This window comes from Variovorax sp. J31P207 (genome assembly GCF_030316965.1).
GTDB lineage: Bacteria > Pseudomonadota > Gammaproteobacteria > Burkholderiales > Burkholderiaceae_C > Variovorax > Variovorax ginsengisoli_B.
The window spans coordinates 308899-322060 of sequence record NZ_JASZYN010000004.1 but is presented as its reverse complement, the minus strand read 5'-3'; the positions used below and the strand labels follow the sequence as shown (position 1 = coordinate 322060).

At 66.5% G+C, this 13162-nt stretch carries 12 protein-coding genes and 1 tRNA gene; 4 read left to right on the top strand and 9 right to left on the bottom strand.

Annotated elements, in window-relative coordinates; all coding sequences use genetic code 11:
* Nucleotides 1-128: 128 nt before the first annotated feature.
* Nucleotides 129-395, top strand: coding sequence for a hypothetical protein (locus QTI68_RS16125; RefSeq protein ID WP_286522656.1), 267 nt, complete (start codon nucleotides 129-131; stop codon nucleotides 393-395).
* A 14-nt stretch (nucleotides 396-409) separates the two neighbouring features.
* Here the strand turns inward: QTI68_RS16125 and QTI68_RS16120 are convergent, their stop codons facing one another.
* The 5 genes from QTI68_RS16120 to QTI68_RS16100 all read right to left on the bottom strand — a co-directional run bounded on the left by QTI68_RS16120 (nucleotide 410) and on the right by QTI68_RS16100 (nucleotide 6398).
* Nucleotides 410-1219, bottom strand: coding sequence for an amidohydrolase family protein (locus QTI68_RS16120; protein ID WP_286522654.1), 810 nt, complete (start codon nucleotides 1217-1219; stop codon nucleotides 410-412).
* A 61-nt stretch (nucleotides 1220-1280) separates the two neighbouring features.
* The gene (locus QTI68_RS16115; protein ID WP_286523184.1) at nucleotides 1281-2294 is read right to left on the bottom strand and encodes an NAD(P)-dependent oxidoreductase; all 1014 of its coding nucleotides are present in this window, start codon (nucleotides 2292-2294) and stop codon (nucleotides 1281-1283) included.
* Nucleotides 2295-2350: 56 nt separating this feature from the next.
* Nucleotides 2351-3436 (bottom strand): LacI family DNA-binding transcriptional regulator, encoded by a 1086-nt coding sequence (locus tag QTI68_RS16110; protein ID WP_286522653.1) that lies wholly within the window; start codon nucleotides 3434-3436, stop codon nucleotides 2351-2353.
* Nucleotides 3437-3461: 25 nt separating this feature from the next.
* Nucleotides 3462-5366, bottom strand: coding sequence for a TRAP transporter large permease (locus QTI68_RS16105; RefSeq protein ID WP_286522651.1), 1905 nt, complete (start codon nucleotides 5364-5366; stop codon nucleotides 3462-3464).
* A gap of 3 nt (nucleotides 5367-5369) precedes the next feature.
* Nucleotides 5370-6398 carry a TRAP transporter substrate-binding protein gene (locus tag QTI68_RS16100; protein ID WP_286522650.1) on the bottom strand — a complete coding sequence of 343 codons (1029 nt, stop codon included), beginning with the start codon at nucleotides 6396-6398 and terminating at the stop codon, nucleotides 5370-5372.
* 107 nt (nucleotides 6399-6505) lie between these two features.
* Between QTI68_RS16100 and QTI68_RS16095 the strand changes: the two genes are divergently transcribed.
* Nucleotides 6506-7420, top strand: a complete 915-nt coding sequence (locus QTI68_RS16095; RefSeq protein ID WP_286522648.1) for a hypothetical protein — start codon at nucleotides 6506-6508, stop codon at nucleotides 7418-7420.
* A 66-nt stretch (nucleotides 7421-7486) separates the two neighbouring features.
* Here the strand turns inward: QTI68_RS16095 and QTI68_RS16090 are convergent, their stop codons facing one another.
* Both QTI68_RS16090 and QTI68_RS16085 read right to left on the bottom strand, forming a co-directional pair.
* Nucleotides 7487-8584, bottom strand: coding sequence for an acyltransferase family protein (locus QTI68_RS16090; protein ID WP_286522646.1), 1098 nt, complete (start codon nucleotides 8582-8584; stop codon nucleotides 7487-7489).
* A gap of 267 nt (nucleotides 8585-8851) precedes the next feature.
* The gene (locus QTI68_RS16085) at nucleotides 8852-10129 is read right to left on the bottom strand and encodes a hypothetical protein (RefSeq protein WP_286522644.1); all 1278 of its coding nucleotides are present in this window, start codon (nucleotides 10127-10129) and stop codon (nucleotides 8852-8854) included.
* Between the two features lie 417 nt (nucleotides 10130-10546).
* On the opposite strand from QTI68_RS16085, the gene QTI68_RS16080 reads away from it, so the two are divergent.
* Nucleotides 10547-10620, top strand: a tRNA-Gly gene (locus QTI68_RS16080).
* A 34-nt stretch (nucleotides 10621-10654) separates the two neighbouring features.
* Here the strand turns inward: QTI68_RS16080 and QTI68_RS16075 are convergent.
* Nucleotides 10655-11113 carry a sulfatase-like hydrolase/transferase gene (locus tag QTI68_RS16075; protein ID WP_286522642.1) on the bottom strand — a complete coding sequence of 153 codons (459 nt, stop codon included), beginning with the start codon at nucleotides 11111-11113 and terminating at the stop codon, nucleotides 10655-10657.
* A gap of 397 nt (nucleotides 11114-11510) precedes the next feature.
* A complete protein-coding gene (locus QTI68_RS16070) occupies nucleotides 11511-12017 on the bottom strand; it encodes a hypothetical protein (RefSeq protein WP_286522640.1) in 507 nt (168 codons plus the stop codon).
* A 153-nt stretch (nucleotides 12018-12170) separates the two neighbouring features.
* On the opposite strand from QTI68_RS16070, the gene QTI68_RS16065 reads away from it, so the two are divergent.
* Nucleotides 12171-13157, top strand: a complete 987-nt coding sequence (locus tag QTI68_RS16065; RefSeq protein ID WP_286522638.1) for an exostosin domain-containing protein — start codon at nucleotides 12171-12173, stop codon at nucleotides 13155-13157.
* Nucleotides 13158-13162 lie beyond the last annotated feature (5 nt).

Here is a 13162-nt window from a genome sequence, read left to right as displayed (position 1 = left end):
ACAAGGCCCGCGGTAACTGCCCGGATGGGCAGGCGCACTCATGTCGGTTGCGCATCAATGCCCGCACTCGATTTCATCGGGGAGAAGGCGTCTGCAGGTCTAGCATCGACGCACGACGAGGTGCGATCATGGTGCTGAATTTTCAAGGTGCGAACAGCGGTGCGACGACCGTGCCGGGCGCGCACGCGCCTGCAGCGCGGGCCGCCGAAGCAAGGCCGGCGCCCGCGCCTGCGCTGGGGCACCGCGCCGATCGCGCCGATCCGATCGCCGAATTCTTCGCCCGCGCGGCCGAAGACCGCTACCGCGGCTGGGACGCCGTCGCCGATGTGGCGCACTGGCTCAGCGTGGCGGTCGGCGGCGCCTTCATGGCGGCGGCCGCGCTCGACTGGTTCTAGGGCCTGTTCAGGCCCTAAAAACCGTAGAGCGCAGCCGGGTTGTCGACCAGCATCCGCCGGCGTGCCGCATCCTCCGGCGTCCATTGCAGCGACCAGGCCAGCAGGCTGGCCTCGGTGGGCGCCGGCGCCACGTTGGGATGCGGCCAGTTGCTGGCCCACAGGCAGCGCTCGGGATAGCGGCTGGCCAGCGTGCGCGCGAGCGGCGCGATGTCCGCGTAGTCCGGCGGCCCGCTGCGCGAGCTTTCGTAGGGTGCCGACAGCTTGATCCAGCAGCGGCCGGCGTCGAGCAGGCGCAGCAGCGCGGCGAAACACTCGCTGTCGCCGTCGACCGGGCCGAGAAATTTGCCGATGTGATCGATGACCAGCCGTGCCGGCAGCCGGGCCAGCGTGGCTTCGTGCTGCGGCAGCGTGCGGCCGTCGAGCTGCAGGTTGATGTTCCAGTCGAGGGGGGCGATCCGGGCCGCCATCGTCTGCAGGCTGTCCCAGGGCAGCAGGCCGCCGGCGCCCATCATGTAGCGCACGCCGCGGATGCCGGCGGCATGTAGCTGCGCCAGGTCGTCGTCGGGCACGGCGGGCGGCAGCACGGCGATGCCGCGCGCGCCGGGGCCCAGCTGCGCCAGCGCCGCCAGCGTGCAGCGGTTGTCGAACCCGTAGCCCGTGGGCTGCACCACCACCACCCGCGACAGGCCCAGCGAGCGCTGCACCGCGCGGTAGGCGTCGGCCGGCGCGTGGGGCGGCTTGAAGGTCGCGGTGGGTGCCAGCGGGTAGCCGTGATCGTAGACATGCACGTGGCAGTCGCAGGCACCTTCGGGCATGGCGTTCATGAGGCAACCTCCGTGCTGCGCACTGCGGTGCGAGCCCCCTTCGGAGCGGCCGGGCGGGGGCTCATCGGGCCGCCCCCGTGCCTGGCCAGCGCCGCCAGCGATCCGCATGCGCGGCATTCACCGCGCCTTCGGGCAGCTCGCCACGCAGCAGGGCGTGCAGCTGTGCCACGGTCTCGAGCGCCTGGTGCTCGATCGCGGGCAGCGTGAGCCCGCCGATGTGCGGCGTGGCGATCACCTGCGGGTGACGCGCCAGGGCCGGGTCGGGCATCTGGTCGGGGGCGCGCCCGACATCGATCGCGCAGCCCGCCAGGTGGCCGGACTCGAGGGCCGCGAGCAGGGCCTCGTCGTCGACCAGTTCGCCGCGGGCCGCATTGACGAAGAAGGCGCCGCGCTGCATCGCCGCGAAGGCCGCCGCATCCATCAGCCGCTCTGTGGCGGCATTGGCCGGGGCCAGGCAGACCACGAAGTCGGACTGCGACAGCAGTGCCGGCAATGCCACCTGCTGCAGGCCGGCTCGGCCCGCGCCCTCGATCGGCTGCGGGTCGCTCGCCAGCACCCGCATGCCGAAGGCCAGCGCCAGCTCGCCGAGGTACTGGCCGATCTGGCCGTAGCCGATCACGCCGAGGGTCGAGCCGCGCAGCTGGCGGCCCATGAAGGGCGCCAGCGGCCGCCCGTCCTGGTAGGCCCGGGCGTAGCGGCCGATGCCGCGTCCCAGGTCGGTCATCACGGCCAGGATCCACTCGGCGACCGCCGCCACGTAGCCCGGACTGGCCTGGGTCACCAGCACGCCGTGCGCGCTGGCCGCCTCGACGTCGACGGTGCGGATGTCGACCGCGCAGCGCAGGAAGGCCGCCAGCTGCGGCAGCGCGCGAAACAGGCGTTCGGGCCCCGGCGTCTGGCGGTAGGCGATCAGTGCGTCGCAGCCCTGGGCCGCTTCGATGAGCGCCTCGATGGACAGTTCGCGCGGCTCGGGGTTGAAGCGCACCTCGGCGATGGCCTGCAGCGCCTCGGTGGCCCGCGGCCCGAAGTAGGGCGCCAGCTTGTCACTCGGGTGGGACACGAACACCCGGGTCACTGGTGTACCTTCGCGCAGCAGCGCTTCGGTATTCGCCTTCGGAGCGGCCGGGCGGCTCATGGATGCGCCTTCTCCGCCTTGCCCCGCGGCGCCTGCCGGCCGCCGGGCGGCGGCGCCACCGATTCGCGTTCGACCAGCCGCACCGCCGCGAACACCTGCTCGCGTTCGTCGTCCTCGGCCTCGGCCCGCGGCTGCATCGCGCGCTCGACCATCGCCCGCGCCATCTCGGGCACCGGCAGCTGCACCGTGGTCAGCATCGGGTTCGACAGCGCCGACAGGAACAAGCCGTCGATGCCGACCACCGACATGTCCTGGGGCACCCGCAGGCCGGCCTCGCGCAGGCCGGCCATCAGGCCCAGCGCCATCAGGTCGTTGAGCGCGACGATGCCGGTCGGGGCGTCGGGCAGCCGCGCGATGCGCAACGCGGTGGCGCGGCCGACCTCGGCGATCACCGAGTCGCCGTATTCGTTCAGCGGCCCGCCGTCCAGCACCTGGGCCTGGGCGCGCAGGCCCGCGGCCTCCGCCGCGGCATGGAAGCCGTCGATCTTGGCGCTGCGGCTCATCGTCATGCCGGCCACGGTGACGAAGGCCAGCCGGCGGTGGCCCTGCGCGATCAGGTGGGCGGTGGCCAGCCGCGCGGCCTCGAAGTTGTCGGGCATCACGTGGCCGACGCGGGAGCGCTTGCCGGGCGTGGCGCCACGGTCGTAGCTCACCACCGTCAGGCCGCGCTCGACCGCCGACTCGAAGTGGCGCTCGTCGGCCAGCGACGAGATCACGATCACGCGGCGCACGCCGTGCGCCAGCAGGTCCTCGAAGAAGGCGCTTTCCTTCTCGCGGTCGCGGTAGGTGCTGCCGATCAGCAGGCGGTAGCCGAACTGCTGCTGCGCCACGGTCTCGATCTCGCGCGCGATGTAGCCGTACATCGGGTTCGCCAGCGAGGGCACAAGCAGGCCCAGCAGCGGCGTCTGCCCGGTCTTGAGCTGGCGCGCCAGCGTGCTGGGCCGGAAGCCCAGCACCTGGATCGCGGCCTCGACCCGGGCCAGGGTGGCCGGGCGCATGCGGTCGGCGCGGCCGTTGAGGACGTTGGAGACAGTGCTCACCGACACCGAGGCATGGCGGGCGACGTCCTGGATCGTGGTCACGCAGGGTTCTTTCAGCAACAGCCGGCTACAGCCCGAGCCGGTTCGGGAGCCACAGCGAGAACGACGGAACGAGCACCAGTACGACCAGCGTCACGAGCAGGACTGCCAGGTATTTCATCATGGGACGGGCCACTTCCCTGACCTCGGTGCCGGTGATCGCGCAGGTGGCGAACAGGCCGAGACCGATCGGCGGCGCGAACAGGCCGAGCCCCATCGCGATCACCATCACGGTGCCGAAGTGCAGCGGGTTGACGCCGAGCTGCTGCGCGATCGGCGTCAGCAGCGGACCGAAGATGATCAGCGCCGGCGCGCCTTCGAGGACCGCGCCGAAGACGATCATGATCGCCACCGAGACCAGCAGGAACATCACGCTGCCGTACTGGTGGGCGAAGGCGATCAGGGTCGCCGACACCAGCTGCGGGATCTGCTCGATCGTGAGCGCGAAGGACACGCTCGAGGCGGCCGCCACGATGAACAGGATGCTGCCCGCCATCGAGGCCGAGCGCACGAAGAGCCGCGCCAGTGCGGCCAGCGAGAGCTCGCGGAAGGCCAGGCCGCCGACCACCAGGGCGTAGATCACGGCGAAGGCCGAGACCTCGGTGGAGGTCGCCACGCCCGAGGTCACGCCCTTGCCGATCATGCCCACCATGACGATCGCGACCAGTGCGCCGCCGAGCAGCCTGAGCATCGGCGTGCGGCTCGGAAACGCCTCGTCCGGATCGATCTTGCTGCCGACGATCACGGCCAGCACCGCCAGCGACAGCGCCAGCACCGCGGCCGGCACCAGCCCGGCCATGAACAGGCCGGCGATCGAGATGTTGGCCACGAAGCCCATGATGATCATGTTGATGCAGGGCGGGATGGTCTCGGCCATGACCGCGGTGCAGGCCAGCAGGCCTGCGGCCTCGTTCGGGTCCTGCCGGGTTCGGCGCACCGCCGGCATCACGATCCCGCCGACCGCCGCGATGTCGGCCAGCTTGGAGCCCGAGACGCCCGAGAAGAAGGCGGTGGCGGTGATGGTGATCAGCCCCATGCCGCCGCGCACCCGGCCGAAGATCCGCAGCAGCAGCTCGATCAGGCGCGAGGACATGCCGTTGCTTTCCATCAGCAGGCCGGCCAGCACGAAGAAGGGAATCGCCAGCAGCACGAAGTGGTCGGTGCCGGCCATCACCTGCTGCGAATAGATCAGCATCGGCAGCGAAGGATCGGACAGGAAATAGAGCAGCGACGAGAAGGCCAGCACGAATCCGATCGGAACGCCCAGCACCAGCCCGCCGACGAAGGCGCCGGCCAGCAGCAGTCCATGCGGGATCGCGTGGGCGGGCAGCAGCGTGTTCCAGCCGAACACCGCCGCCGGCAGCACCACGCAGGCCGCCAGCGTGCCGATCACCACGCGGCGCGGGCCGTTGCAGGCATTGGCCAGGCCGAACAGCGTCATGAACAAACTGCCGAACACCACCGGGTAGACGTACAGCCATTGCGGCAGGCCGATCGAGGTGGTCTGGTCGTAGGTGTCGACCAGCAGCAGCACCGACGAGACGAGGAGGCTGCCCGCCACGCCCGCGATGATCCAGTGGCCGACCTGGATCAGCGCCGGCTGCCAGTGTCCGGGCAGCATGCGGCGGAACAGGTCGATGCCCACGTGCTGGCTGCGCGCCAGCACGGTGGCGGCGCCGAAGAAGACCAGCACGATCATCAGCGCGCGGGCGATTTCCTCGGCCCAGTCGAAAGGGTCGTGCAGGAAGTAGCGAAAGATGACCGAGGCGAACACCACCCCGACGTCGGCCGCGAGCACCAAGCCCGACAGGTTCTCGACCCAGCGGTTCAGCGTGACCAGCCACAGCCCCGAGGCGGTGTCGTGTCGAAAGCCCAGCGTGCCCGCGGCGGCGTGCGGCTCTGCGGGGGCGGCGAGCGGGGCCAGGGCGGCCATCGTTCAGGCCCGGGCCGCGCCGACCGCCGCGAACAGCGGTGCGGTCGCCGGGTACTGCTTGGCGAAGCCGGACCAGAGGTTGGCCTCCATCTCCTTGCGCACCGTGCTGCGGTCGGTGGCCGACATCGGGAAGAAGGTCATGCCCTTGCGCTTGAGCTCCTCCACGGCGGCCTTGCCCTTGTCGTCGGCGATCGCGCGCTGCTGCAGGGTCGCGTCGTTGACCGCCTTGAGGAAGGCCGGGCGCAGCTCGGCCGGGATCTTGTCCATGCCGCGCTTGCCGATCACCACCACCATCGGGCTGAACAGGTGCTCGGTCAGCCAGCAGGACTTGACCACTTCGTTGAGCTTGCTCGCCAGCACCGTGGCGGCGTCGTGCTCGAAGCCGTCGACGACACCGGTCTGGGCCGCCATGTAGAGCTCGCCGAACGGGATCGGCGTCGGGATCGCGCCCATCAGCTTGAAGGTCTCGATGAAGGCCGGCGTCGGCAGCACCCGCAGCTTGACGCCCTTGATCTCCGGCAGCGAGCGCACCGGGGCCTTGGTGTAGACGCTGCGGGCGCCGAAGTGCGAGGCCCAGGTCATGATCGTGATGCCGGATCGCTTTTCGAGCATGTCGTTGAGCGTGCTGCCCACCGGCCCCTCGAGCGCCTTGCCGGCATGGGCATAGCTGTCGAACAGGTAGCCGAGGTCGAGCATGCCGAGCTCGGGCGACACGGTCGCGAAGATCGACGAGCCCGAGACCATCATGTCGACCGAGCCGACCTTGACCTGCTGCACCACGTCGCTCTCCTTGCCCAGCTGGTTGTTGGGAAAGTAGTCGAGCCTGATCTTGTCGCCGACCGCGGCCTGCAGGTTGCTCTGCAGCCGCTGGTACCAGACGTAGTGGGCCGCGTTGTCGTCGGCCAGCATCGAGGACGAGAAGCGCAGGGCGATCACGGCCTGGGCGCGGCCGAGCGCGGGAAAGCCTGCGAGCACGGCCCCCGAGGCGGCGGCGCCGGCCTGCACGAACTGACGGCGAGAGATCGATGGCATCTTCAGTCTCCTTTGTGTATCGATTTACTATATCGATATACAAGCTTCGTGCGATCCGGGTCTTCCCGGTGCCGGCCGGCGGTCCGCGTTTTCGCTAACCTGTCGCGATGAACGCGATCGCCTTGCAGCCCACCCGTGCCGGCGCGCCGATCGGGCCGCCGCCCCCGGCGCCCGACCTGCCGGTGCCGCCGCCGACCCTCCCGCCGCCCGCTCCGGCGGGCGACCCGCCGGCGGCCGAGCCGCCGCAGGTCGAACCGGGTGCGCCACCACCGGTCGCCGATCCGCCGCCGGGCGCGTCGGCGCTCGGCCGGCTGCATGCGCGGCGGCTGCGCGAGGTCCATCGCTCGGCCGGCTGGCCCTGCTGCGACGCGATCGAAGTCGAACTGCTCGCCGCGGGCTTGCTGGCGCGTGTGCGTTCGGCCCAGGGCCACGAGACCCTGCGCCTGACCGATGCCGGCATCGCCCAACTGGCGCGCACGGGCGTGGTCAACCGGGCCGCGCTGTCGCGGCACGAAGCGCTGGTCGAGCAGGTCGCGCGCGAGATGACGCGCGCCGGCCGCCTGGCCTGGCGCGGCTTGAGCCTGCGGGCCCGCCTGGCCGGTGCGGCCGAGGGCGACAAGCCACGCTGGTGCATCGCCCGGCCCGATGTCTTCTCGATCCGCAATACCAGCGTCGAGGCTTATGCGCAGCCGATCGTGCATGAGGTCAAGGTCAACCGGGCCGACCTGCTGAGCGACCTTCGCAAGCCCGACAAGCGCGCCGCCTACCTGGACCTCGGCGGCGAGTGCTGGTACGTGCTGGGCTGCGACGCCAAGGGGCGTCCGATCGGCGAGCCGGACGAGATTCCCGCCGAATGCGGCGTGCTGATCGCGCAACAGGGGCGGCTGGTCGTCGCGCGCTCGGCGGTGCACCGCCCGCTGCCGAGAATCCCGTTCGCGGTCTGGATGGCCCTGGCCAAGGCGCAGCCCGTGGCGGGCTTCGACGACGAGATGCAAGGGCTTTTGAGCGAATTCGGCGAGTGAAACGCGTTCGCTGCCGCTGGAGCGGTCGTCACGGCATCCGGCCGCGGCCGGGCCGGGCGGAAGCCCTCACGCATCGCGCCGGCTCGGCTTCGCGTAGCGTCGCATCGCGTGCAGTCCGTCCTTGAGCTTGAGGAAGGGCGTCTCGATCAGCCAGTAGCTCAGCGTGGCGGCCGCGAACGCCTGCACGATGTTGAGCGGGAAGCCCCAGGTGGCGGGCGAAGCGTCGTGCAGAAACAGCTGCTGCCACAGATAGAGGCTGTACGAAATGGTGCCGACGAAGACGAACACCCGGGTGCGCAGCAACCCGCACAGCCAGAAATTCTTCAGGTGGGTCAGTGCGACGACGATCAGCGCCATGAGGGCGGCGTTGAAGGTGGTTCCATAGGTGTTCGACCAGTATCTGCCCAGGTTCACCGAGGGCAGTGCCAGCAGCAGGACGAACAGCAGGCCCACCAGCAGATTCCGGTACTTGACCGAATCGAGAAAGGCCTTGATCGGTTCTCGCTTCAACGAGGCGTAGCAGCCGATCAGGATCGAGTCGACGCCGGTGTGCAGCATCATTCCCAGCTGGCCTCGGAGGCCGGGCGCCAGGAAATAGGACACCACTCTGACGATCGGAATGGCCAGGATGAGCACGGGAAGCAGCTTCTCACTCTTGCGCAGCAGGATGAAGATCAGCAGCGGGGGCCAGAACCAGTAGAACTGCTCCTCGAGCGCGAGGCTCCAGAAATGGCCGAGATACCAGGCACCTTCGAGGTGGGCGTTGTTGACCGGCCCGATCCCCAGCATTTCCGAATAGTTCCAGGTGTAGGTGGCGGCAAAGACGAATTGCTGCCATGCGATGTCGATCAGGCCGGCATAGCACAGCAGGACCAGCACGATGATGAAGGCATAGAAGGCCGGCCAGATCCGCAGCGCGCGCCGCAGGTAGAACTGCCAGAGGTCGATCCGATTCCTGCTCTTGAACTCGGCCTCCAGGATGCCGGTGATCAGGAAGCCGCTCAGGACGAAGAAGATCTGGACGCCCAACGCTCCGCTCGAGACGAAGTTCAGCGGCGCGAGCCATCCGTGATAGCCGTCGGGCGCCGTGTTGCGCGCGTGTCCGAACACCACCATCATCACGGCGATGCAGCGAAGGCCGGTCAGTTCAGGAACTCTGGTCATCTCATTCCCAGGACAAGGATCTGGACGGGGTTTTCGGTGCCGATGGACATCCGCGGGGAAGGTCGGTTACCGGATGCTACATTTATATCACTTTTGCATTACAAAGTGGCAAACGAAACATCGAAATTGGCTCCGATTCTCATCCTCGGCGCGCAGGATGACTCCGACCCGCCGGGTGCTTCAGGCTGCTCGCACGCGCTTCGACGCCGCAGGATGGAGGCAGCGCATGGTGACCAGCGCGATGCCATCGCCGGCAAGGGCGCCCTCTCAGGGCTGCGCATGGTCGTGGGTCGCGTCAGGACGGCGCCCCATGCGTACTGGATGAAGAAGCAAGTCCGTGACCCATTTCGGCAGGACAAGGAAGAAGAGATAAGCCAGCACCATGAAGAGAGTCCAGCTCGACAATTCATGAAGGATCCATGGGAGCAGCCGAGTCCTGGAAATCGATTCGAAAAAGATGGAGGCCAACGCAAGCCAGAATCGCGAAATCAGGAGGCCCCACATCGAAACAAACATGACGCACAGGGCTATTTGTGAACACCGCCGCAGGATCGGGATGGGAGAAGCCAGCCAGCAAGCGAGCTGAGGGATGGTGAAAATCAGGAATAGCAGCCTGTAGTCGAAATTATTTCCCAGAAGAAATGTGCCGATGTAGATCGAAGACCCGACCCGAAAGGCGTCGAGACTGAGAGATGTCTCACCCCGAAGCGGCCCGTGTGGACCAGGGGTACGGATGCATGCAAAAAAGAACGCCAGGCCGATTGCGATCATTGCCAATGAAAGGTAAACGAATTGAAAAAATGAACCGAGAGAGTAATTGATTTCCGCGATTCGCATCCAGCCGACGTTCATTCCATAACTCAGATTGGTTCCCCTGGGTGTCGCATGAGAGATCAATCGAAGATCGGTCCAGGTGGCCGCGAACCAGACGGACAGGATCAAAAGAACCACTGACGCATGCTTGAAGAACGTACGCTTGTCCATCCTCAACAGCAGCGAGATCGCAAAAACCGGAAAGAGCTTCAGAACGGTCGCAAATACGATCAGCGCGCCTCCCAGAGCGGCTGATTTTCTGACCGAAATAATGGCCGTGGCGACAAGAAAGAAAATGAACAAGTCGATGTTGGCTCGCTCGATCCCAAGAAGCACTGCCGGAGACAGGATCGCGCCCATGACAAGGCAGATCGTCAGGTTGCTTGCACTGGGCAAGACCATAACCACTCCCAGCAAAAAGCTAACAATGATCACCAGGCCAAGCCAGAGCGTATGAGAGCTATTGATTCCAAGTGAATACAGGCCCTGCCATATTCTTGGGTAGTTTAACGGCCTTCCCCATGGGTCGGCAGGGTTGCTGATCAGCGGGTCCAGGCCGCGCAGTACGGAATCTGCGCCATGAGTAATGACTCGCAAGTCGGCGAAATACGGCGACATGGCAGGAATGCTCCACAGTCGCCATGTTCTGTCATAGTCAAATAGTGAGAACAAGACAAGAAGAAAAAGGGCGCCTGCCGATACTGCCAATAGTATTTTTCGCCTGGTGCCCATGTGTCATCTTTCGTGGATGGATGTTTTCGATGTCATTGCCTTGCACTCCAAATCCACAATCTTGCGCGCGAGCGATCCGCTGCTGGCAGCTCGCGCAGCGAGCGAAAGAAGACTTGCACCGCTTCCTGGAACATCAATACTTGCCTCTTGCGAGCATGACTGCGTTCCCGCACGGTGAAAACATCGTATCCCCTCGACGGCGGAGTCGCCATAGCGCAAACGGTCAATCGCCAGTCGAGAAGTCGGCACGGCTGCGCGGCTTCGACAAGCGTGTGGGGGTCGTGCTCACCCCAACGGCGAAGCCATGCCCTTCCCCGAGCGCGACAAACCATGCCTTCGGTCGTCAAGAAAGCCGGCCGAGCTGGGAAGATCGTCACCGGATGGCCATCGGGACAGCCGCTAGAATCCGTGTCCGATGCGGGTGTAGTTCAATGGCAGAACGGCAGCTTCCCAAGCTTCATACGCGAGTTCGATTCTCGTCACCCGCTCCATTCGGTCGTAGCGCCGGGGCCAGCACCGCTCTGGTCAGGGCGTTCTCGCGCGGATCGGCCCCGATGTGGTTTCGATGCGATAGCCGAGCAGTTCGACGACTGTCGGCAGGATGTCTATTTGCTGTCTGCTGCCGCTGATCCTTCGGTTTGGCGTGATCAGGCCGGGCGCGTAGAGGATCGCCGGGACGTGGATTCCTTCCTGGTAGATGGCGTTGAAACGCTGACTGAGACCGTGTTCGCCGAACAACTGGCCATGGTCGCCGAGGAACACGAACACTGTGTCGTCCAGGACGCCAAGCGCCTCATAGCCCTGCATGAGCCTTGCGGTCAACACCGCCGTCCATGCTGCGGCAGTCCGTGGAATCACGGAGTTCATGTCTTCGACCTGCATGCCCTTGTCGGCGAGTTGCTTCAAAAACGGCGTGGTTGCCACACCGGGCGAATGCACCGTGGTCGAGACCGCGCGCACCGACTCCAGCAAGACGATGACCACATTTCTCTTCCGAGCGGCGCTCGTCGGTGTGTGCGGCGATGGTCCCCTCCGTGTGGCGTTCCGCTTCGAGAAATCCGACTTCCAGTGCGGGGAAGAAGACGGCCGCGGCCACCATTCCCGAAACGCAGAAAGACGCGTCCGGATGCCACCCTCGTCGCAGGGTCAGGGATGCCAGCCGACGCATGTGCCAGGCCCAGACCGCGGACCCGAGGATGGCTGCCAGGACGGCGATGACCCTGAACGCCGTGATTTCGGCGTTGACCAGCGGCGCCATGTCCTGGATGTTGGTCGAGGCCAACAGCAGGACTCTCGTGTTCGTCGGCTGACCCATGGCGAGCTGGTAGACATAGTCGATTCCCACCAACGCACAAAGAAAGACAACGGCCGTCTGCACGGTTCACACGAGCCAGCCGGGCGCCATCGCAGGCGCCACATGAAGAAGTACGCCGACGACCAGCACCATCGTGGCGACGAGGATCGCATCGTTCCAGGTACATGTCATCACCATCCAGCCCTGTTCGGCTGCGCTGGTGGTCCAACTTGACAAGGTCTGGATCAGTGTCTGAGAGCCCTTGGCAAGAACGCTCGCCAGCGCCAGGGCCACCATGAACGTCGCCGCCATCGGCACGATCAGAATGCGACGGCGCGGGAAAAGCCATCGCTGCACAACGATGGCGACCAGGAGCGCCAAGGCGAAGCGCAGGGACGTGAATCCCCACAGCCAGCGGAACACGGCGAGCGGACTCGACGGGTCCAGCGCGTGTCCAAGGTACGAGAACGCGAGGAAGTCCTTCGCGGTCTTCGACACCAGCAGCACGACGGCCAAGGGCGCCAGCAACAGCCAGGCGAGCAGCCAGGGCCTGACGGAGCGAGAGCGCGTGCGCGTGTCAGGAGCTGTGCCCATTGACCTCACCTTTGTCCTCTGTCACATGTCGTCACAATTGTGAAAAAATTTTGTATAGGAGTGACTTGCTCGTCAACCGAGACCCGCGAATCCGCCCGACTTCCCCTTCACCGGCAGGCGCTCCAGCCGGTCGGCGCCGATGTAGCATTGCCCATGAAACTTCGATTTCTGAATCCGGATTCCACGCCCCTGGCCAGCCCCGACACCTCGCTGATCGAATCCCTCAGGGCCGAGCTGCTGCACCGCCCGGGCGTCGTCGAAGAAGACGACCCGGCCCTGGCCGATGCCCTGGTGATCCGCGAACCGTGGGCCTTCAGGGAGTGGCGCTACATCGACAAGCTCATCGCCGATCCGGTGGTCGGCCGCTTCTCCCACAAGGTCTACAGCGTCAACTGCGACGACGCCGCCGCGGGTTTGCTGCGCGGCATCTACAACTGCCTGCCGCGAAGCCGGTTCGATCCAACGCTGCACGCGGCGACGCCGTTCCTCTCGCAGCCCAACGAGCAGGTGTTCGCGCATGCGGGAAGCTCGCGCGGCCCGGCCGCCTTCCTGGGCACCTGGCGCGGCAATCCCAAGTCCAACCGGCGGGTGAGGGGCCGCCTGCTGGATCTCTATGCCGCGTCGACCCGCTTCAAGATCGAATCGACCGAAAGCTGGCTCAACCACGGTGCCGACGAAAAGCTGCACTACGTCGAGCTGCTGCGCGCCGGCCAGTTCTCGCTGTGCCCGGGCGGATGGGCGGCAGCGTCGATGCGGATCTTCGAGAGCATGGCGCTGGGCGTCGCGCCGGTGATCCTTGCCGACGAGTTCGTCGAGCCGGCGGGACCCGACTGGCAGACGTTCTCGCTGCGCGTCAGGGAGCGCGATCTGGGCTCGCTCGAAACGATCCTCCAGGCGCATTCGGACCGCCACGAGGAGATGGGCGCCCGCGCCTACGAAGCCTGGAAGCAGCATTTTCATCCCGACCACCTGATCGGCTACTACGCCGATGCCTTGCTCGGCTGCATCCGGGCCAACGCGGGATCTGGTTCGCCCGACGAAGACATAGAGCGCTGGCGCTCGCGCCGCATGTACAAGGCCAATGGATGGACCGCACCGCAACGGCTGTCGATCAAGCTCAAGTGGCTCTTGCGGGTCTAGGTTGA